The sequence below is a fragment of the Pseudomonas sp. RHF3.3-3 genome (assembly GCF_048069595.1).
Lineage (GTDB): Bacteria > Pseudomonadota > Gammaproteobacteria > Pseudomonadales > Pseudomonadaceae > Aquipseudomonas > Aquipseudomonas fuscovaginae_B.
Genome location: NZ_CP182250.1, coordinates 5,062,655 through 5,081,891, shown reverse-complemented (window position 1 = coordinate 5,081,891; position 19,237 = coordinate 5,062,655). Strand labels below are relative to the sequence as shown.

Below are 19,237 nucleotides of genomic sequence, written 5' to 3'. Positions count from 1 at the left end.
CGTTTTCAATTCTCAGAGCATAGTTGGCGAAGCAGTCCGAGTACCCGGTCCAGGGACGGCTGGATGTCCAGGGTCTCGATCGAGCCGTAGCCCATCAGCAGGCCGGTGCGTGGCGGCGTGCTGTGGTAGAAGGGCGCCAGGGGGTAGAGGCCGACCTCGAAGCGTTTCGCCAGCTCGATCAGTTGCGCGATGTCCACCGTGCCGCGATCGAGGACCGCCATATGGTAGCCGGCGGTGGAGTGGATGCGTTCGAACCAGGGCGACAGGTCGCCGTCCAGCCGTTCGATCAGCTTCTCGCGGCGGCTGGCGTAGGCCTGGTGGCAGCGGCGGATATGCTTGACCAGGCAGCCATCGTTGATGAACTTGGCCAGGGCCCACTGGGCCAGGGTCGCGGTGTGCCAGTCGGTCAGCTGCTTGGCCGAGATCAATGCCTTGAGCAACCCCGGCGGCGCCACCAGGTAGCCCAGGCGCAGCTCCGGCAGCAGGGTCTTGGAGAAGGTCCCGACATAGGCCACCAGGCCATGCCGGTCGAGGCTCTGCAGGCAGTCGGTGGGCCGTCCTTCGTAGCGGAATTCGCAGTCGTAGTCGTCCTCGATGACGATCGCGCCCAGTTCCCTCGCCCGTTCCAGCAGGGCCTGACGCCGCTCCAGGCTCATCGGCATGCCGAGGGGGAACTGGTGCGCCGGGGTCACGTAGATCAGCCGTGTGCCCTCGGGAATCCGGTCGACCCGGATGCCCTGCGCATCCACCGGTACGCCGACCACCCGCGCGCCCTGGGCGGCGAACAGCAATCGCGCCGGCGGGTAGCCGGGGTCCTCGACGGCGACGGTGCAGCCGGGCTCCACCAGCACCCGCGCGACCAGGTCCAGGGCCTGCTGGGCGCCATTGGTTATCAAGAGGTCGGTGGCGTTGCAGCGCACGCCGCGAGCAAAGCCGATATGCCGGGCCACCGCCTCGCGCAGCATCGGGATGCCCTCCGGCTGGCTGTACAGGCCACGGGCCTGGGCGGTCTGGCGCAGGGCGAAGAGCACGCAGCGACGCCATTCGTCATGGGGGAACTGGTGCTTGCTGGTGGCCCCGCCGAGATAGTCGTAGCGCAGGGTGCCAAGCGGATGATGCAGTGGTACCGAGGCCTCGCGCCATTGGCGTACCACTGCCGCACCGGCCAGTTCCTCGCTCTGGGCCGGCGTGCGTTCCTGGGGCGTATGCGAGTTGACGAAGGTCCCGGCGCCGACCCGGCCGACCAGCAGGTTGTCGTAGGTCAGTTGCGCGTAGGCATCGGCCACGGTCTTGCGTGACACCCCCAGTTGCTCGGCCAGCAGGCGGGTGGGTGGCAGTTGCGTGCCGGCCGCCAGTTTTCCGCTGGTGATGGCGTTGCGCAGTTGATCGGTGATCTGCCTGGCCAGGTCGCGACGACCCTCGAGGGTGATGTGCAGTTCCATGTGGGCTCGCTGGAGGGAGGGGGTGGTGCCTGTCAGTCCGCAGTTTAGCCTGCGGCCCCGGCCCATGGCAGTACCGGTCGATTGGCTTACCGATCTTGCCCGGAATTGGCTATTTGGCCTGGAGCCTGCCGGGCTTAACGTAGCGCCATCACCCACCTGTTGAGGAAAACGGCCATGCAACCTCGTATCGACTTCTACACCGCTTCCCCGGATGCCATGAAAGCCATGATGGCGCTGGAAGGCGCGGTGAACAAACTGCCGCTGGAAAAATCCCTGCTGGAACTGGTGAAGATGCGCACCTCGCAGATCAACGGCTGCGCCTTCTGCCTGGACATGCACAGCGCCGATGCGCGCAAGGCCGGTGAAACCGAGCGGCGCCTGTACACCCTCTCGGCCTGGCGTGAAACGCCGTTCTTCAGTGCCCGCGAGCGCGCGGCCCTGGCATGGACCGAAGCACTGACCCGGGTATCCGAAACCCACGCCCCGGACGAAGACTATGCTCTGCTCAACGCCGAGTTCACGCCGGCCGAGCAGGTCAACCTGACCCTGGCGATCAACACCATCAACAGCTGGAACCGCCTGGCGGTGGGTTTCCGCAAGATGCCCACCGAGTGACCGGCTGTACGGTGGTTTTTTTTCGCCACTGAACCTGTTTCCTTCGCGCCCCCTGTCCTAGAGTGCGGGGACCTGTGCCAGCCCCATGGAGCGCGTGATCGGATGTACAGCCAGTTGCAGCCACCGGCCATGCCTGAGGCGTTTCACTCGCGGATCTACGCCGGGGAAGTGTTCTCCCTGGCGTTGCCGGCCATGCAGGCGCTGGTCGAGACGGCCCGTCGCCTGCTGGAAGAGGCGCTGTACCCCTTCGAGCCGACCCGGATTCATCAGCACTTGAACCACGTCCAGCAGGCGCAGTGCTTCACCCGCCTGCAAACGCTGTTCCATCGGCACGACGGCATCCAGCGCCACTGGGCGCAGGTGCTCGACAGCCTCGGCCTGGCTTCCAGCGGCATCGCCTGCGACCGCCTGCACCTGCGCTTCCAGCCGCCGCATCCACCCGGTGAGGCGGCGTCGCGGGACCGCGCCACGGCGACCATCGCCTTCCACCGTGACACCTGGGGTTCGAACCTCTACGCCCAGACCAACTGGTGGGCGCCGATCTACCCGATCAGTGCCGGGCGGACCTTCGCCATCTATCCACAGCTCTGGCAGCGGGCCCTGGCCAACAGCAGCGCCGACTTCGATCTCAGCCGAGTGCTGGAGCGCTCGCACCGTGACGGCCGCAACTCGGTGAATGCCGACCAGGCGATTCCCCACCTGCTGGAATCCATCGACGATGAAGTGGCGGTGCCGGTGGTGATCGACCCTGGCAGCCTGCTGGCGTTCTCCGGCGCTCACGCCCATGCCGGCGTGCCCAATCACACCGAACTGACGCGGATCTCCTTCGAGACCCGCACGGTGTGGATCGACGACGTGCTGGCCGGCCGTGGCGCACCGAATGTCGATGGCCGCGCGCCGTGGCGTTCGCCGGGGTTCTTCCGCCGGCTAAGCGACGGTCGGCGCCTGCATGAGGTGTTGGGATGCGGTTATCTGGAAGCCTGCAACGCCTAGAGTGACAACCCCAGCGCACGGCTGGCGAGCAGCAGTGCGGCTGTCACGCCGACCACCGCGAACAACTGTTGCAGGCGTGGCCCGGCCAGGCGACCGGCAACCTGGCGTCCGAGCACCAGGCCCAGCACCGCGCCACCGGCAAACGGCGCGCCGACCGACCAGTGCATCACGCCCGAGAGCGTCGCCGTGACCACGCTGGCGGTGGACACCAGGGCGATCACCGCCAGGGAGGTGGCGACGATGCTCCTGCTGTCCAGGTTGGTGTAGCGGGTCAGCGCCGGAATGATGACGAAGCCGCCGCCGACCCCGAGCAACCCGGAGAGCAGCCCGGACACCATCCCGGTGACGGTCAGTGCCCGGGCGCAGGGCAGGGTCCAGCGCAGGCGGCCCTGCAACGGGTTGAGCACGCAGGGCAGGAACTCGGCGCGCGGTGCCGGCTGGCCGTGCCTGAGTTCATGGCGGGCCTTGTTGAAGATCCGCGCGCAGGCGTAGACCATCACCAGGGCGAAGCCCAGCGCCAGCGGTTCGTTCGGCAGTCGATGGGCCAGCCACAGCCCGACGGGGGTGAGCAGGATGCCGATCCCGGCGATAAAGCCGGCGGCGCGATAACGCACGATGCCCTGGCGCAGGCCGAGCAGGGCACCGATCGCTGCCGCCAGGCCCACCGCGAGCAGGCCGATGGGCGCAGCCTGGACCATCGACAGGCCCAGTCCGAACACCAGCAGCGGCACCGCGAGGATGCCACCCCCGGCACCGGTCAGGGCGAGGATGGCACCGATCAATATGCCGAACCCACTGCCCAGCAAGAGATGTTCGTTCATACCGCCGGCTTGTCCGCTTGCAGGGTCGGTCGGGCCAGCCATTCGTGGCCCTTGAGCATGCCGCGCCAGTACAGCGGCGGCAGCAGCCGTTCCTTCAGCCACCAGGCCAGGCGGGTCGGCCGACGGCCGTCGAGCAGCCAGGGGGCGAAGGTCGGCGCCAGCTTGCCGCCGTAGGTGAACTCGGCCAGGACGATCTTGCCGCGCTCAACGGTGAGTGGGCAGGAGCCATAACCGTCATAGACCGCCGTGCGGGTCAGTCGTCCCAGGGCCACCAGCACGTTGTTCGCCACCACTGGTGCCTGCTTGCGCGCCGCCGCGGCGGTCTTGGCGTTGCTGGTGTTGGTGACGTCACCCAGGCCGTGGATGTTGGCGAACCGGCGATGGCGCAGGCTGGCCGGGTCGACATCGACCCAGCCGGCGGCATCGGCCAGCGGGCTGCTGCGGATGAAGTCCGGAGCGATCTGTGGCGGCACCACGTGCAGCAGGTCGAAGGCGCGCACCACGGTTTCCCGGCTGCCGTCCGCCAGGGTGCGGGCGAAGGTCGCCTGTCTGGCCGGGCCGTCCACGGCAATCAGGTTATGGCCGAACTGCAGGTCCACGGCGTACTTGTCGATGTATTCCATCAGCGCCGGCACATAGTCGGGAACCCCGAACAGCACCGCGCCGGCGTTGAGAAAACTGGCCTTGACCTGGCCCTGGCGGCCATTTTTCAACCAGTGGTCACAGGACAGGTACAGCGCCTTCTGCGGCGCCCCGGCGCACTTGATCGGCATCGGTGGCTGGCAGAACAGCGCCTGGCCTTCCTTGAGCGCCTGCACCTGTTTCCAGGTGTAGGGTGCCAGGTCGTAGCGGTAGTTGGAGGTCACGCCGTTGCGCCCGAGGGTGTCCTCCAGGCCGTCGATGGCGCCCCAGTTCAGTTTCAGGCCGGGGCAGACCACCAGTTGCCGGTAGCCGATGCGACGCTGGTCGGCCAGCACCACGCAGTTGGCGTCCGGTTCGAAGGCGCTGACCGCGGCCTTGATCCATTGCACGCCACGGGGGATCAGCGAGGCCAGTGGGCGGGCGGTCGACTCGGGGCTGAACACCCCGGCACCGACCAGGGTCCAGCCCGGCTGGTAATAGTGGGTGTCGGCCGGGTCGATGATCGCGATATCCAGGCCGGGGGCACGGGCCAGCAGGCTGGCGGCGGTGGCGATGCCGGCGGCGCCGGCGCCGATGATCAGGACCTGGTGCTGGACCGGGGCGTTGCTGCTGTTCGAATTCATGAGGTCGGATCCTGGCTCAAAGGGCGTTCAGCGGGATTTTCAGGTAGCGCACGCCGTTGTCTTCCGGCTCGGGCAACTGGCCGCTGCGCATGTTCACCTGCACCGAGGGCAGCATCAGCACCGGCATGTCGAGGGTGGCGTCACGGGCTTCGCGCATGTTGACGAAGGTGTCCTCGTCGATGCCGTCGTGGATGTGGATATTGCGCGCACGCTGTTCGGCCACGGTGGTCATGTATTGCAGTTCACGCCCGCCTGGCAGGTAGTCGTGGCACATGAACAGCCGGGTCTGCGGCGGCAGCGCCAGCAGGCCCTGGATCGAGCGGTACAGGGTGCGCGCGTCGGCACCGGGGAAGTCGCAGCGGGCGGTGCCGTAGTCGGGCATGAACAGGGTGTCGCCGACGAAGGCGACGGTCTCGTCCCCGTCATGAATCAGGTAGCTCATGCACGCCGGGGTGTGTCCCGGGGTGTGCAGGGCGGTGGCGCGCAGGTGGCCGATGGCGAACTCGCCATTGTCGGCCAGCAGCACGTCGAACTGGCTGCCGTCGCGACGGAACGCGCTGCCCTCGTTGAACAGCTCGCCGAACACCTGTTGCACTTCGGTGATATGGCTGCCGATCGCCACCTTGGCGCCCAACTGTTGCTTGAGGTAAGCCGCCGCCGACAGGTGATCGGCATGCACGTGGGTCTCCAGGATCCACTCCACTTTCGCATCCAGCTCGCGGATACGTGCCAGCAGGCGGTCGGCGGATTCGGTGCGGGTGCGGCCGGACTTGGGGTCGTAGTCGAGCACGCTGTCGATCAGCGCACAGCAGCGGGTATCGCGATCCAGCACCAGGTAACTGATGGTCCAGGTGTTGGGATCGAAGAAGGCTTCTACGGTCAGCTTGTCGCCGATGTTCATTGCGTACTCCAGGCAAAGAGGGGCGGCGGCCGAGGTTGTCGGGCCATCCCTTGTTCGTCGAGGATTTCAATAAGCATGCCAACGGGCTGTGGTGCATTTTTCCTACAGTTTATTGACCTTTATCAGCGCGATTGACGGACTTTTCTGTATCTGAAAGTCAGTCTGGCAGAAATGGCGGAAATAATGGCAGTCAGTGGCAGTGAAATGGCAGAAGCGTGCGAGCTGTATTAAGCTGCGGCCTTCGCCCCGGAGTCGCCATGAACCTGATTGCCACCGATCTCTCCCAGCCGGACATGCAGGCGCTGGTGTCCTACCTCGAACACGACGTTCAGCCGACCATCGTCCTCGACACCGACTACAACATCGTCGCGGCCAACACCGCCTACCAGCGCCAGTTCGGCGTCGCGGGCCGGCCCCATGTCGGCGCCAAGTGCTACCGGGTGTCCCACCAGTTCGCCGTGCCCTGCGACCAGGCTGGCGAGCACTGCCCGATGCGCAAGGCCTTCGATACGCGCCTGCCCGAACGGGTGTTGCACATCCACCACACGCCGCGCGGACCGGAGCATGTCGACGTGGAACTGCGCCCGTTGCTCGGTCGCCAGGGCGAAGTGGTGGGTTATGTCGAACGGCTGAACAGCGTCGCGGCGGCGGCGGCGCAACCCCAGCATCAGGGCCTGGTGGGGCGCTCGGTGGCGTTCAAGGAGGCACTGACCGCACTGCAGCGGGCGGCGCCGTCGCCGATTCCGGTGTTGCTGCAGGGGGAATCGGGCACCGGCAAGGAGCTCTTCGCCCGGGCCTTGCACGAGGGCAGTCCGCGGGCTGGCGGCCCACTCGTGGTGGTCGACTGCACCGGCCTGACCGAAACCCTGTTGGAGAGCGAACTGTTCGGTTACGAGAAGGGCGCCTTTACCGGCGCCCTGCAGCGCAAGATCGGCCTGGCCGAAGCGGCCCACGGCGGCACGCTGTTCCTCGACGAGATCGGCGAGGTGCCGTTGGTGATGCAGGTCAAGCTGCTGCGGCTGATCGAGTCCGGCAGCTTCCGCCCGGTGGGCAGCCTGCGCACCGTGCATTCGGACTTCCGCCTGGTCTGCGCCACCCACAAGCCGCTCAAGGACATGGTGGCAGCCGGCAGTTTCCGCCAGGACCTGTTCTATCGCATCAGTGCCTTCCCGATCCGCCTGCCGGCGTTGCGTGAGCGCAGCGATGACCTGCCGCTGTTGATCGACAGCCTGTTGCAGCGCCTGGCCCCAGGCGCGGTGCCGCGTATCGATCCGCAGGCGCTGCGGGCCCTGACCCTGTATGCCTGGCCGGGGAACATCCGCGAGTTGCGCAATGTGCTGGAACGGGCGCGGTTGTTTACCGACGATGGAGTGATTCGGGTACAGGATCTGCCGGCGGAACTGCGCAACGTGGCTCCCGTGGCTCTCGTGCCGACCCGTCGTCGGGGGCGCAGGGACCTGGAGCAACTGGCCCATGCGCTGGAGGTGTTCGAAGGCTCGCGCAGTGAGCTGGCGAAGGAGTTGGGGATGAGTGAGCGGACGTTGTATCGGCGGTTGCAGGCGTTGGGGGGGAATGCCTGAGCCCGTCTCCAGGCCGGTAACGCAGGGGTATGCCGGGCTCGCCTGGTGGAGCCCGCCTCCCTTACGGGCCCGTCCTGATAGCCCGTCTAAGCTGATGGGTATTCACCTTTCTTGCAGGTAACCAGATGAGCGTGCCCGAAGCCATTGAGTCTGTCGAACAATACATCTCCATGTGGAAAGTGCTGGCCGGCGACCGTTGTGGCGCCGACCTGTCGGAGCAGCCAGGGCTATCGCTGTGCTGGGCCGACAGCCCTTTTTCGTTCTGGAACGCGGTATTTCTCAACGAGCAAATTACTGACGAACAGCTGTTGCGCGAGCGCCTGCGGGCCGGGGCCGCCTACCTGCGTGCCCGGCGCCAGGACGGCCTGGTGTATGTCTGCGAGGATTACCTGGGCGGTTCGGCCCGCCAGGCGCTGGAATCGATTGCCGCTGAGGAGCGATTGTCCTTTGCCCTGGATATCATGGGCATGGTGGGTGACCTCCTGCCATTCGAGCAATCGGCAGGGCACCCGCTGCTGACCTTCGAGCGGGTCCGGGATGAAGTCGCTTTGCAGCATTACGCCGATATCAACAGTGAAGGTTACGGCTCCCCCCTCGACGCCGGGCGCGCGGGGCTGGCAGGCTCGAATTTCTGGAAGCAGGAGGCCTTTGCGTTCATCGGCTACCAGGACGGCCGGCCGGTGTCGACGGCAGCGGCCATCGTCAACCGGGGGCAGCTCTACGTGGCCCTGGTCGCGACCCGGCCCGACGCCCAGCGCCAGGGCTTCGGCGAAGCCACGGTGCGCCACGCCCTGCAGGCGGCCCATGAAGCGACCGGGTTACGGCGTACCACATTGCATGCCACTGATGCGGGACTCCCGGTTTATCTGCGGTTGGGATACCACCGGACCACTCGGTTTATTACCTACGGCTTGGCTCCCTGACGGGACTTGTTGGAGGGAGCCGAGGGAGGCTCCCTGCATGAAAGGCCAATCAGCCTGTATGAAATTTCTTGAGCAGGCGGTTATCCAGCCTGAATGTTTCGCTGCTTAAAGTAGCCTTCGTCGACTCCTGGTGCAGCGGATTGAACAGGTAGTTTTGGGTATGCGGCATGATCACACTGGGGACCGGCATCAGCAGTGCCGGGCTACTCAAGAGAAAGGTATCTCCCAGTTTCTTAGTGTAGCGCAGGTCATCAGCCCATTCTGCCTTCAGCGTCGGTGGCTGCCACTGGCTGGCATCGTCCGCGATCTCCACCTTGAGCAATTGCAGGGTTTGTGGGAAATCCTCCTGATCCACCTCCAGATGGACCAGAATTTCCAACATCGCTCCGGCCGGCGTCCCGGCCAAGTAGACCACCGGCCTGCCGGCTGAGTGCCAACGCCCGCTGGCGAGCAGGCCACCACGACCACTCAGGTCGGCAAACGCACTGATTCTCCAGAGGATCAAAAGCTGAAACCCTCTGCCAGTTGAATCAGCATCTCCTCGACCTGGCGGGTGCCCTGGATGGTCGAGAACATCGCCATGGGACTGCTGCCAGAAAAGCGCTCCTTGGGTTTGGACAACCAGCGCCTGGCCTTCTGGTCATCGCCGAAAATGGCAGAGGCCATTGCGGTGATATGCGCGGCACGGAACAACCGATCACTCTCGTCGACCGTCAACTTCTGTTCCTTGGCGATCCGCGTCTTCAAGGTTTTGAGCGGGATGATCCGGTCGCGCTCCAGCGGCGTGACGTCGCCTTGATCGCAGAGCTTCATCAACCGTTCGGCATCGAAACCGAACTGGATCATCTCGTGAATCTCCAGATCGCTGGCGTCGGTCGGAATCTGCAGCAGGTACTCCAGGCGGCGCCGATAGACCCCATAGGTGGGTTCCCGCATCACTTCGGCCAACATGAAACACCTCCCGAAACTATCGGCATTTGCCATATTGTAGCCGGCAAATGCCGGATATTGGAATGTTTCGGTGATGAGCGTTGATGTCTGGCACTCCAAGGCAGCTTGAGCAATGGGTCACATTCGACGGCCCAGTTTGCAGAAAGCGCTAGGCGCAGCCTCTCCGTGCATTGCACTATCCCCACTGTTTTTGTTATGGGCGCCCATGCGGGCGCCCGGTTTACCGGGAAACCAATCAGTGAACGGGCTTGTTGTCATCACTACCTACTTCAACCCCTGCGGCTACGCCACCCGCCGGAGCAACTACGACCTGTTCATTGCCGGCATGCGCCGGGCCGGGGTGACCTGCATCACCGTCGAATGCGCCTTCGGCGATGAACCCTTCGAGCTGCCACCGAGTCTGGACGTGATCCAGGTCCGCGCCCGCACGCTGCTCTGGCAGAAGGAGCGCCTGCTCAATCTGGCCGCCTCCTGGCTGCCAGGCAGTTGCCGCCATGTCGCCTGGCTCGACTGCGACATCCTCTTCGACAACCCGTCCTGGGCCCGCGACCTGGTACGTGTGCTGCACGAGTATCCGGTGGCCCAGGTCTTCGAAAGCTGCCTGCGCCTGGAGCGTGGCAACGTCGAGGGCGCCACCGCCGATATCGCGCATTCCTTCGCGGCGGTCATGCAGCGCCAGCCCGACAGCCTGGACGCCGGCCGCTATGATCTGCACGGCCACACCGGCTACGGTTGGGCCATGCGCCGCGAGATCTTCGACGAAGTGGGGCTCTACGAGTGCGCCGTCTCCGGCAGCGCCGACCACTTCATGGCCCATGCGATCTTCGACGACTACAACTTCTGCATCCGCAACGCCCTCAAGCACGACCCGCGGCAGATCGATCACCTCAAGGCCTGGGGCCGGCGCTTCCACCAGCGCGTCCAGGGTCGCCTCGGCGTGGTGCCGGGGCGCATCCGCCATCTGTGGCACGGCGATGCCGTGAACCGCCGCTACTTCCTGCGTATGCACGACATCACCGACCTCGGCTTCGACCCCTGGACCGACTTGCAGATCGTCCCCGGCGCCCCGCTGGAATGGGCCGAAGGCATGGACAAGCCGGGGCTGCGGCAATATTTCGCCAACTACTTTGCCAGCCGTCGCGAAGATGGCCATCAGGCGCTTCAGGAGAACCCTGCATGAACGAGTTCCATAACCCGGACCTGGACGATGCCATCGCCGAATTGAGCGACGTGTTGGCAACCCTCGAACAGCGCGCCCGGGACAACGAACGCGCCATTGACAAACTGGCGCGCCAGCGCAAGGCCTACCTGACTCAGGTGACCTATGACCTGCTGCCGAAGCTGTCCGGAGGGGTCTTGGCAAGGCTGCGCGAGCAGGTGCCGGGGTTCGTCACGTTGCAGGTGCAGGAGAGCTTCGACAGCCAGCGCAAGTTTCTCGGGCTGTTTGCCAGCAGGGATTACGCCCACACCCTGGCACTGTTGCAGACCCGGCTGGCCAGCCACCTCGACCAACTCCAGTATGCCGGGCTGCGCGAGCGCGACGACGAGATCGGGCAGGTGGCGGCGCAGCGCGACGGGCTACAGGCCCAACGCAAGGCGACCGGGGAACTGCTGGCGTTGCTGCGGCAGGCCAGGCAGCAGGGCGCGCCGTTGCCACCGCAGGTACAGGAGCAGGTTCGGCATCTAGCCTCGCTGGCCCGGGCGGCTCGCCGGGATGATGACCGGCCATATACCCCGGATCGGGATTATTCGTCCTCGTCGCGATACGCCAATGAGCCGGGTCGCACGACGACGGTGGACGATCGGTTGCCGGGAAGCCGGGACAATCCGCTGGATCTGCTGATTTACTGGGCGACGGATGTCACGACGAGCTTGCGGACGCTGGTGCTTGATACGGTGGAGGAGGCGAAGCGTGACGTTGAGGCGTTTGGCCGGGAACTCACTGGCGAGCCGAATGAGTCGGGGCCAGCGGAATCGAGGGATTCAGGTTCGTCGCCGTCCTCTTCGGTGGGGGATTCGGTGGTGCCGGTTGCTGTGGCGGCAGGCGTGACGGCTGCGGCGGTGACGGGGGCGGTGATTGCCACGGATGATAGTTTGGGATTGTTTTCGTGAGTGCAGCTATGGCCGGGAGCAGCTTTTGCGCAAGGCACCTGATACGCGTGACGCCGGAGCGTGGGTGCTCAGGTTGAGATTGAGGCCCTTGCCTGGTGCAAACACGCTGAACAGCCCCCAACGGGCGGACCCTACGGGGCCGTGATGGTAGAGGGCGGCGACTCAGGCATGTCCGGATGGCTGCAATTGAGGCGTGCTTCAGAGGCTTCCTTGTGCGACAGTTGTGATACATGTTTTTGTCATATTTTTGTCAGACAATCCTACGCCAGTCGGTTATAGTTTCAAAAGTATCGAACCAGTTAGTTATTTTAACCATGAATCAACTGATCGCTCAGTGGGAACCTGCCAAGGCTCGAGGGCACAAGCAGCCGGCCAGAGAAATCGGAATTTCCATCGGGTATTGACGTGAAGCGTGACATCCAGCTTGTTGTAGTTCTGTTGTCAGTGATCGGTTGTTCCCTTGCCTCTCTGGCCTTCTGGAAGGTGATCGCTTCCAGGGAACAGGCGCTGGATGAAATCAACGTTCATGGATTGAACCTGGCTCAAGCGCTTTCAACGTATTCGGAGGGCATCGTCAGGCAAAGCTCGCTTCTTTTACTGGGCCTGGTCGAGCGTCTGGAAACCGAGGGGATCGATTCTGCGCAAATTGAGCGATTGAACACCCTGGTCAGTCGGCAATTGCCGCTTATGCCGCAGATGAGCGGTATCACCATCTACGACAGGCAAGGTCGCTGGATGGTGTCATCCAGCCAGCCAATTCCGACCGGCCTCAACAGCAGTGATCGGGCCTTCTTCATTCACCATCGTGACGATCCCTCGCGGGAGCCCTTCATCGGCCCGCCCATTCGCTGCCGGTTGAAACAGGAGTGGGTGATCACCATCAGCCGCCGTTTCAATGATCGCAAAGGCGACTTTGCCGGGGTGGTGGCGGTCACCCTGGGAATTGAAAACTTCCTGCGGCTGTTCGGAGCTATCGATGTAGGGCGGGACGGCGCAATTGGCTTGTCGTATACCGACGGTTCGATACTGGTTCGTTATCCGTTTCGCGAGGAGGACATGGCGCGCAGCTTCTCGAACTCACCCATTCGGGAGAAGTATCTGGCTGATCGGAATGTGGGAAATGCCTCGTTCACTTCCAGCCTGGACGGTGTCGACAGGCTCTACGCTTTCCGTAAAAGCGAAACCCTGCCCCTGGTGACGACAGTCGCCCTTGGCAAGGATGAGGCGTTGGCTGCATGGCGTCTTGAAGCGATGCTGTCATTCATGGTGGTGGCCGGACTGTTGATGCTGACCGGATTCATCGGGGTGCTGCTGATTTGCGACATTCGTCGCCGCAATCACGTCGAGGAAGAGTTGCGGGTCGTGCAAAGCCAGTTGCTGGAGAAAAACCATCAGCTCGCTCGAATGGCGATGGATGACGCGCTGACGGGGCTCGCCAATCGGCGTTGTTTCGATGAAAGGCTGCTGATGGAAGTCAATCGCGCCCAGCGGGACAGGACGCCGTTGGCGTTGCTGATGATCGATATCGATTACTTCAAGCTGTACAACGACAGGTATGGGCATCCTGCTGGCGACGCATGCCTTCAAACGGTCAGCGCTGTCCTTTCCACGTGCATTCGTCGCCCCTGCGACCTGCTTGCGCGTTATGGCGGCGAGGAGCTGGTGGTCATTCTGCCCAATACGGAGATCGAAGGGGCGTCGGTGGTCGCGCAACTGATGATCGAGCGCTTGAACCAGCACAATATCCCTCACGAAAGCAGCCCTGACGGCCATATCACGATCAGCATGGGGGTCACCGAGCTTCGGCAAGCCGTTGCGGATCCCCTGCAATCGTTACTCAACGCCGCAGACGAGGCGCTCTACAGCGCAAAGGAAGCAGGCCGGAATCGACTGGCGGTCTGTTGAGCTTCTGATCGTTCAATCATTCACCTGCGACAGTGGCCTGGCGACATGCTCCAGCGACCGCCGCTCTGCCGCCACACCCCAGATCGCCTGCACTGCTGCCGCGCCGATCATTAACGCCGCACCGATCAGGTAGCCATACAGCACATTGGTCCGCTGCCCGGTCTCGATCAGCGCGCCGAACAGCGTCGGGCCGATCAGACCGCCCAGGCCGGTGCCGAAGGCGTAGAACACGGCGATGGCCAACGCGCGGATCTCCAGCGGAAAGGTCTCGGCCACCGTGAGGTAGGCCGAACTGGCCGCCGCCGAGGCGAAGAAGAAAATCACCACCCAGGCGATGGTCTGCTGGGTGGCGTCGATCAACTGCTGCTGGAAAAGGTAGCCGCTCAGGCACAGCAACACACCGGAAATCAGGTAGGTGCTGCTGATCATGATGCGCCGGCCCACCACGTCGAACAGTCGTCCGAGCAACAGCGGCCCGCAGAAGTTGCCGAGGGCGAAGGGCAGCAGGTACCAGCCGATATGGGCCGAAGGCACGTCGTAGAAGTCGGTGAGCACCAGCGCATAGGTGAAAAAGATCGCGTTGTAGAAGAACGCCTGGGCGGTCAGCAGGGTCAGGCCGACCAGAGCCCGGCGGCGGTGGTCGACGAACAGGCTGTGGAACACCTCGCGCAACGGCGTGTGATCACGGGCGTGCAGGCGCAGCGGTGGTTCCTGCAGCGGGGGCACCTCGATGCCGCGCTCGCGGTAATGGCGCTCGATCTTGGCGACGATGCGCTCGGCTTCTTCCGGCTGGTTGTGGATCATCAGCCAGCGCGGGCTTTCCGGGACCCACAGGCGCATCAGCATGATGATCAGCCCGAGTGCCGCGCCGATGCCGAAGCACAGCCGCCAGCCGAGTTCGCCGCCGGCCACGGCCGGGTCGAGCAGCACCACCGAGCCGACGGCGCCCAGGGCGGCACCGATCCAGAAGGTGCCGTTGATGGTCAGGTCGACCCAGCCGCGGTAGCGCGCCGGGGTGAATTCCTGGATGGTCGAGTTGATCGCGGTGTATTCGCCGCCGATGCCGGCGCCGGTGAGGAAACGGAACAGCAAAAAGCTCCACAGATCCCAGGAAAAGGCCGTGGCCGCTGTGGCGCCGATGTACAGGAACAGGGTGATGAAGAACAGCTTGCGCCGGCCGAGGCGGTCGGTCAGCCAGCCGAAGAACAGCGCGCCGAGCACCGCGCCGGCGATGTAGGCGGCACCGGCCAGGCCGATCTCGGTATTGCTCATGGCCAGGCTGTCCTTGAGGGCCCCGGAGACGGCCCCGGCCAGGGTCACTTCCAGGCCGTCGAGCAACCAGGTGATGCCCAGCGCCAGGACCAGCAGGGTGTGGAAACGGGTCCACGGCAGGCGGTCGAGGCGCGCGGGGATGTCGGTGCTGTAGCAGCGCTCGTCCACTGAGGCGCCAGCTGTGCCTTGCAGGGCTTGGGTCGTCATGGTCACTCCTGTTCGCTGACGGGGTCTCATAGCGATGGAGTTTTGCGTAGGCGGAGGAGTTCAAAAAAATCGCCTTTGTCCGACTCGGGCGCTGTCAGTTTTTCCGACAGGAAAAACTAACTATTGAGTCAGTGTCGTGGTCTACCGTGATAGATTGATTCGATTCGCCGCCACCTCCCCATGCCTTTCGGCGGTCCCACCAAGAGCGATCTAAATGCAAGCAACGGCCCGCGAAGTTCATGTACCCCCGGTTTTGCAGGAACTGCGAACCGGTACGGCCGAACGACATATCGCACTGGAAAAACGTCTCCCCTTTTTCTCCGATACTTTTGACTCCAATGCCTTTCAACAACTGATGCAGGCCTACTACGGCTTCTATCAGCCGCTGGAACAGGCCCTGCGCAACAGCAGCGCACTCCCTGACGATTTTGATCTCACCCCGCGCCTCAAGGCACAGACCCTGCGCGCTGACCTGCACAGCCTGGGGCTGTCGGCCGAGGCCATCGACCGTTTGCCGATCTGCCAGGCATTGCCGCGGATCGATTCCGGGGCCGCCTGCCTGGGCGTGCTGTACGTCCTGGAGGGGGCCACGCTCGGCGGGCAGATCCTGCGCCGCGAAGTGTCCAGGCGCCTGGGCCTTGAGGCCGACAGCGGCGCGGCGTTTCTGCAGGTCTACGGCGACGCCACGGGGCGGCGCTGGCGCGATTTCATCGAGTACCTGGGCAGCCGTCCCCTGGACGCGGTCGAGCGCGAGGCCGTCGTCACGGCAGCACACTCCACATTCAGCCGTTTCGAGCACTGGCTCGAAAGCCGGGAGGTACTGGCATGAGCCCGCAAGATCAGGAAGCATTCGAAGAGTTGCTGGCCAACTGTGCCAACGAACCGATCCGTTTCCCCGGTGCCATCCAGCCCCACGGCCTGCTGCTGACCCTGGGCGAGCCGGCGCTGGAGATCATCCAGATCAGCGCCAACGTCGAAACCCTGCTCGGCCGTGCGCCGCAGACACTGATCGGCCACCCCCTGGCCAGCCTGATCGGCGACGAGCCCACCGCGGCCGTACGCGAAGCGTTGCAGCAACCGGCCTTCTTCGATGCGCCGCCGTTGTATTTCCACCTCAACGGCACCACGTTCGAGGGCTTGCTGCATCGGCATGATGGCGTGCTGATCCTGGAGCTGGAAATCCACGTTGAGAACTTCCGTTCCCTCAACGTGGCCGGCAACCAGACCCATCTGGGGCGGATGCTGCAACGGCTGCAGGCGGCGACGTCGCTGCAGGCGCTGTACGACATCTGCGTCAAGGAACTGCAGGCAATGACCGGCTACGACCGGGTGCTGATCTACCGTTTCGAGGAAGAAGGCCACGGCCAAGTGATCGCCGAAGCGTCTTCGCCGTCCATGGAACTGTTCAACGGGCTGTTCTTCCCGGCGTCCGACATTCCCCAGCAGGCCCGCGAGCTGTATCGCACCAATTGGCTGCGGATCATTCCCAATGCCGACTATGAACCGGTGCCCTTGGTGCCCAGGCTGCGCCCCGACACGCAAGCGCCGCTGGACCTTAGCTTCGCGACCCTGCGCAGTGTGTCGCCGATCCACTGCCAGTACATGAAGAACATGGGCGTGCTGTCGTCGATGAGCATTTCCCTGCTCAAGGGCGACCAGCTCTGGGGCCTGATCAGTTGCGGCAACCGCCAGCCGCTGCACGTCCCGCACGAACTGCGGGTGGCCTGCCAGACCATCGGCCAGGTGCTATCGTTGCAGATCAGTGCCATGGAAGCGCTGGAGATCAGCCGCCAACGCGAAGCCAAGGTCGAGGCCCTGGCGCGGCTCAACCAGGCGATGGTCGACTCAGCGCAAGACGTTTTCGACGGTCTGGCCCGTGAGCCACAGACCCTGATGAAGCTGGTCGATGCCGGTGGTGTCGCGATCATCGAGGGCAAGCAGTTGCACTGCCATGGCAACTGCCCGCAACCGCAGGAAATCCGTGCCTTGCACCAGTGGTTGCAGGCCGGCGGTGAGCCGGTGTTCGCCAGCCATCATCTGTCCAGTGTCTACCCAGCGGCGGCGGGCTATCAGCAGGTGGCCAGCGGCGTGCTCGCCATAAGCCTGCCCAAACCGGTGGAAAACGGCGTGCTGTGGTTTCGCCCGGAGGTCAAGGAAAGCATCAACTGGAGCGGCAACCCACGCAAGCCGCTGGACCTGGAAAACACCGAGACTGGCCTGCGCCTGCGTCCGCGCACCTCATTCGAGATCTGGAAGGTCGAGATGGCCGGGATCTCCACCAAGTGGAGCCACGGCGACCTGTTCGCGGCCAACGACCTGCGTCGCTCGGCGCTGGAGAACGACCTGGCCCGGCAGGTGCGGCGGGAGCAGGAGGCGGTACGCGCCCGCGATGATCTGGTTGCCGTGGTCTCCCACGACCTGCGCAACCCGATGACGGTGATTTCCATGCTCTGCGGCATGATGCAGAAGACCTTCAGTTCGGACGGCCCGCACACCTCGCGGCGCATCTCCACGGCCATCGACACCATGCAACAGGCCGCCGGACGCATGAACACGCTGCTGGAAGACCTGCTCGACACCTCGAAGATCGACGCCGGACGCTACACCATCAAGCCGCGCAAGCTCGATGTGGGGCAGATGTTCGAGGAGGCGCAATCGCTGCTGGCGCCGCTGGCGCGCGACAAGGACATCAGCATTTCCTTCGAGGCCGACCCCGACCTGCGTATCCATGCCGATCCCGAGCGGCTGTTCCAGGTGCTGTCGAACCTGGTCGGCAATGCGATCAAGTTCACGCCGCGCCTGGGTACGGTCGGGGTGCGCGCGCAGTCGTCCGGCAACGACATCGTCTTCACCGTGCGTGACAGCGGCGAGGGCATTGCCCAGGAACACCTGCCGCATGTGTTCAGCCGGTACTGGACGCTGAAGGAGGGCAATCCGACCGGTACCGGCCTTGGTCTGTACATCACCCAGGGCATCGTCCATGCCCATGGCGGAAAGATCGTTGCCAGCAGCGAGCCGGGGCAGGGCGCCGAGTTCCGCTTCACCCTGCCGATGTTCAAGGAGAGCGCCTGAGATCGGCAGCGGCGCGCTGACGCCCGATTGGCCTGGATCAGCTTTCGGGCGAAAGCGTTTGCGCCTGGCTGGCCTCTTCGGCCAGTTTCAGGCGGTCGGCCTTGCTGATGTATTTCGGCTTGTTCTTCGGCGCCAGCTTGGCGCTGGCCTTTTTCGCGTGGGCTTTGAGCAACTGGCTGATTTTCTTGCGGCGGTTCATGTTTCGGTTTCCTATTCCTTGTGGGAATGAAATGAATAAAAATTATAAATTTCAGTAATTATCTGCGTCAGCATAGAGTGGTTTCAAGATAAACGGAGGCCCTCATGAAACCGCAAACCCACAGCGCCAGTGCGAAGTTCGATGTCTCACGTGCCGCCGAGTATGGCATTCAAAGCCGAGTGGCCCTGGCGGGCTACGATGCCTGTCACGAGTTGAGCGCCTGCATACTGGCTGCGAGCCTTTCGACCGGACGCGCGGCGCGCGTGCTGGTCGTGGGTGTCGGCGGCACGGCCCAGGAAATCATTACCATGGGAGCATTGGAGCCGTCGTGGACCTTCGTGGGTGTGGACCCATCGTCAGCCATGCTGGAGACTGCTGCCGCGAACCTCGGGGCCCACGGGGTGCTTGGGAAGGCGCAGTTGCTCCTGGGTACCGTCGATGATCTCCCGGTCGACGAGCCCTTCGATGCCGCGACATTGATCGGCGTGCTGCATCACGTGCCCGGTGACGAAGCCAAGCAACAGCTGCTGCGTTCGATCCAGGCCCGCCTGAAAGTCGGCGCCCCCTTCGTCGTGGCCTGCAACCACTACGCCTATGCCGAGCAACCCTTGCTGCTCAAGACCTGGGCCGAGCGCTGGCGGCAGCAGGGCGCGAGCCCGGATGAAGTCAAGGCCAAGCTTGCCCGGATCATGCAGGGCGCCGAGCCGCCCCGTTCGGAGGCGGCGGTTTGCGAGCTGCTGCAAGCGTGCGGTTTTGGTGAGAGCCAGCGCTTCTTCAGCAGTCTGTTCTGGGGCGCCTGGGTGACCCAACGACACGGATGAACCGAATGGCTGATCTGGACTGTCTGCCCAGCCAAGTGGTTTTCACTGGAGTGATGGTTTTCAACAACTGTTGAAAACCCTGGAACTGATGAAAATTGATCCGCAGTGGGAGAGACGGACAGCTTGGGGTTGATGTCACCCATGGCGCCCGTCGCCGG

Annotated in this window: 18 protein-coding genes; 10 read left to right on the top strand and 8 right to left on the bottom strand. The window is 64.0% G+C overall.

Annotated features, from left to right (window positions below; translation table 11 throughout):
- Positions 1 to 5: 5 nt before the first annotated feature.
- Complete coding sequence (locus tag ACMGT0_RS22270; RefSeq protein ID WP_054056566.1) at positions 6 to 1,442, bottom strand: PLP-dependent aminotransferase family protein; 1,437 nt, start codon at positions 1,440 to 1,442, stop codon at positions 6 to 8.
- A 174-nt stretch (positions 1,443 to 1,616) separates the two neighbouring features.
- On the opposite strand from ACMGT0_RS22270, the gene ACMGT0_RS22265 reads away from it, so the two are divergent.
- Both ACMGT0_RS22265 and ACMGT0_RS22260 read left to right on the top strand, forming a co-directional pair.
- The gene (locus tag ACMGT0_RS22265) at positions 1,617 to 2,057 is read left to right on the top strand and encodes a carboxymuconolactone decarboxylase family protein (protein ID WP_054062848.1); all 441 of its coding nucleotides are present in this window, start codon (positions 1,617 to 1,619) and stop codon (positions 2,055 to 2,057) included.
- Between the two features lie 102 nt (positions 2,058 to 2,159).
- Positions 2,160 to 3,050: a hypothetical protein gene (locus tag ACMGT0_RS22260; protein WP_416769814.1), complete on the top strand. Its 891-nt coding sequence runs from the start codon at positions 2,160 to 2,162 to the stop codon at positions 3,048 to 3,050.
- Here the strand turns inward: ACMGT0_RS22260 and ACMGT0_RS22255 are convergent.
- From ACMGT0_RS22255 to ACMGT0_RS22245, 3 genes are read right to left on the bottom strand one after another with little or no spacing between them, the layout of a single operon-like run.
- A complete protein-coding gene (locus tag ACMGT0_RS22255; RefSeq protein ID WP_054062846.1) occupies positions 3,047 to 3,871 on the bottom strand; it encodes a sulfite exporter TauE/SafE family protein in 825 nt (274 codons plus the stop codon). The genes ACMGT0_RS22260 and ACMGT0_RS22255 overlap by 4 nt on opposite strands.
- Positions 3,868 to 5,136, bottom strand: a complete 1,269-nt coding sequence (locus tag ACMGT0_RS22250; RefSeq protein ID WP_416769812.1) for an NAD(P)/FAD-dependent oxidoreductase — start codon at positions 5,134 to 5,136, stop codon at positions 3,868 to 3,870. Before ACMGT0_RS22250 ends, ACMGT0_RS22255 begins: the two co-directional genes overlap by 4 nt.
- A 16-nt stretch (positions 5,137 to 5,152) precedes the next feature.
- Complete coding sequence (locus tag ACMGT0_RS22245) at positions 5,153 to 6,037, bottom strand: MBL fold metallo-hydrolase (protein WP_054060249.1); 885 nt, start codon at positions 6,035 to 6,037, stop codon at positions 5,153 to 5,155.
- 257 nt (positions 6,038 to 6,294) lie between these two features.
- Between ACMGT0_RS22245 and ACMGT0_RS22240 the strand changes: the two genes are divergently transcribed.
- Positions 6,295 to 7,617, top strand: coding sequence for a sigma-54 interaction domain-containing protein (locus ACMGT0_RS22240; protein WP_416769810.1), 1,323 nt, complete (start codon positions 6,295 to 6,297; stop codon positions 7,615 to 7,617).
- A gap of 125 nt (positions 7,618 to 7,742) precedes the next feature.
- Positions 7,743 to 8,540: a GNAT family N-acetyltransferase gene (locus tag ACMGT0_RS22235; RefSeq protein ID WP_054060250.1), complete on the top strand. Its 798-nt coding sequence runs from the start codon at positions 7,743 to 7,745 to the stop codon at positions 8,538 to 8,540.
- A 49-nt stretch (positions 8,541 to 8,589) separates the two neighbouring features.
- On the opposite strand, the gene ACMGT0_RS22230 is transcribed toward ACMGT0_RS22235, so the two are convergent.
- Positions 8,590 to 9,045 carry an RES family NAD+ phosphorylase gene (locus tag ACMGT0_RS22230; protein WP_054060251.1) on the bottom strand — a complete coding sequence of 152 codons (456 nt, stop codon included), beginning with the start codon at positions 9,043 to 9,045 and terminating at the stop codon, positions 8,590 to 8,592.
- Complete coding sequence (locus tag ACMGT0_RS22225) at positions 9,042 to 9,491, bottom strand: antitoxin Xre/MbcA/ParS toxin-binding domain-containing protein (protein ID WP_054060252.1); 450 nt, start codon at positions 9,489 to 9,491, stop codon at positions 9,042 to 9,044. Before ACMGT0_RS22225 ends, ACMGT0_RS22230 begins: the two co-directional genes overlap by 4 nt.
- Positions 9,492 to 9,729: 238 nt before the next feature.
- Here ACMGT0_RS22225 and ACMGT0_RS22220 point away from each other — a divergent pair, with 238 nt between their 5' ends.
- The 3 genes from ACMGT0_RS22220 to ACMGT0_RS22210 all read left to right on the top strand — a co-directional run bounded on the left by ACMGT0_RS22220 (position 9,730) and on the right by ACMGT0_RS22210 (position 13,508).
- The gene (locus ACMGT0_RS22220; RefSeq protein ID WP_054060253.1) at positions 9,730 to 10,671 is read left to right on the top strand and encodes a hypothetical protein; all 942 of its coding nucleotides are present in this window, start codon (positions 9,730 to 9,732) and stop codon (positions 10,669 to 10,671) included.
- Positions 10,668 to 11,603 carry a hypothetical protein gene (locus ACMGT0_RS22215; RefSeq protein ID WP_416769808.1) on the top strand — a complete coding sequence of 312 codons (936 nt, stop codon included), beginning with the start codon at positions 10,668 to 10,670 and terminating at the stop codon, positions 11,601 to 11,603. Before ACMGT0_RS22220 ends, ACMGT0_RS22215 begins: the two co-directional genes overlap by 4 nt.
- Before the next feature lie 405 nt (positions 11,604 to 12,008).
- Positions 12,009 to 13,508, top strand: coding sequence for a diguanylate cyclase (locus ACMGT0_RS22210; RefSeq protein WP_416769804.1), 1,500 nt, complete (start codon positions 12,009 to 12,011; stop codon positions 13,506 to 13,508).
- A 12-nt stretch (positions 13,509 to 13,520) separates the two neighbouring features.
- Here ACMGT0_RS22210 and ACMGT0_RS22205 read toward each other — a convergent pair whose 3' ends face one another.
- Positions 13,521 to 14,987 (bottom strand): MFS transporter, encoded by a 1,467-nt coding sequence (locus tag ACMGT0_RS22205; protein WP_416769802.1) that lies wholly within the window; start codon positions 14,985 to 14,987, stop codon positions 13,521 to 13,523.
- Between the two features lie 214 nt (positions 14,988 to 15,201).
- On the opposite strand from ACMGT0_RS22205, the gene ACMGT0_RS22200 reads away from it, so the two are divergent.
- Positions 15,202 to 15,816: a biliverdin-producing heme oxygenase gene (locus ACMGT0_RS22200; RefSeq protein WP_054060257.1), complete on the top strand. Its 615-nt coding sequence runs from the start codon at positions 15,202 to 15,204 to the stop codon at positions 15,814 to 15,816.
- Entirely contained in the window at positions 15,813 to 18,059 is a 2,247-nt protein-coding gene (locus ACMGT0_RS22195; protein ID WP_054060258.1) for an ATP-binding protein, read from the top strand. Before ACMGT0_RS22200 ends, ACMGT0_RS22195 begins: the two co-directional genes overlap by 4 nt.
- A gap of 37 nt (positions 18,060 to 18,096) precedes the next feature.
- Here ACMGT0_RS22195 and ACMGT0_RS22190 read toward each other — a convergent pair whose 3' ends face one another.
- Positions 18,097 to 18,258, bottom strand: a complete 162-nt coding sequence (locus ACMGT0_RS22190) for a DUF2986 domain-containing protein (RefSeq protein ID WP_081006064.1) — start codon at positions 18,256 to 18,258, stop codon at positions 18,097 to 18,099.
- A gap of 104 nt (positions 18,259 to 18,362) precedes the next feature.
- On the opposite strand from ACMGT0_RS22190, the gene ACMGT0_RS22185 reads away from it, so the two are divergent.
- On the top strand, positions 18,363 to 19,079 hold the full coding sequence (locus ACMGT0_RS22185) for a class I SAM-dependent methyltransferase (RefSeq protein WP_054060259.1): 717 nt from the start codon (positions 18,363 to 18,365) through the stop codon (positions 19,077 to 19,079).
- The last annotated feature ends 158 nt before the right edge of the window (positions 19,080 to 19,237 follow it).

Bases quoted from the DNA above. Each gene is read 5' to 3' on its own strand.
- ACMGT0_RS22200 (WP_054060257.1), top strand. From the start codon at position 15,202: ATGCAAGCAACGGCCCGCGAAGTTCATGTACCCCCGGTTTTGCAGGAA.
- ACMGT0_RS22195 (WP_054060258.1), top strand. From the start codon at position 15,813: ATGAGCCCGCAAGATCAGGAAGCATTCGAAGAGTTGCTGGCCAACTGT.
- ACMGT0_RS22245 (WP_054060249.1), bottom strand. From the start codon at position 6,037: ATGAACATCGGCGACAAGCTGACCGTAGAAGCCTTCTTCGATCCCAAC.
- ACMGT0_RS22215 (WP_416769808.1), top strand. From the start codon at position 10,668: ATGAACGAGTTCCATAACCCGGACCTGGACGATGCCATCGCCGAATTG.
- ACMGT0_RS22265 (WP_054062848.1), top strand. From the start codon at position 1,617: ATGCAACCTCGTATCGACTTCTACACCGCTTCCCCGGATGCCATGAAA.
- ACMGT0_RS22205 (WP_416769802.1), bottom strand. From the start codon at position 14,987: ATGACGACCCAAGCCCTGCAAGGCACAGCTGGCGCCTCAGTGGACGAG.
- ACMGT0_RS22225 (WP_054060252.1), bottom strand. From the start codon at position 9,491: ATGTTGGCCGAAGTGATGCGGGAACCCACCTATGGGGTCTATCGGCGC.
- ACMGT0_RS22185 (WP_054060259.1), top strand. From the start codon at position 18,363: ATGAAACCGCAAACCCACAGCGCCAGTGCGAAGTTCGATGTCTCACGT.
- ACMGT0_RS22270 (WP_054056566.1), bottom strand. From the start codon at position 1,442: ATGGAACTGCACATCACCCTCGAGGGTCGTCGCGACCTGGCCAGGCAG.
- ACMGT0_RS22240 (WP_416769810.1), top strand. From the start codon at position 6,295: ATGAACCTGATTGCCACCGATCTCTCCCAGCCGGACATGCAGGCGCTG.
- ACMGT0_RS22260 (WP_416769814.1), top strand. From the start codon at position 2,160: ATGTACAGCCAGTTGCAGCCACCGGCCATGCCTGAGGCGTTTCACTCG.
- ACMGT0_RS22190 (WP_081006064.1), bottom strand. From the start codon at position 18,258: ATGAACCGCCGCAAGAAAATCAGCCAGTTGCTCAAAGCCCACGCGAAA.
- ACMGT0_RS22255 (WP_054062846.1), bottom strand. From the start codon at position 3,871: ATGAACGAACATCTCTTGCTGGGCAGTGGGTTCGGCATATTGATCGGT.
- ACMGT0_RS22250 (WP_416769812.1), bottom strand. From the start codon at position 5,136: ATGAATTCGAACAGCAGCAACGCCCCGGTCCAGCACCAGGTCCTGATC.
- ACMGT0_RS22235 (WP_054060250.1), top strand. From the start codon at position 7,743: ATGAGCGTGCCCGAAGCCATTGAGTCTGTCGAACAATACATCTCCATG.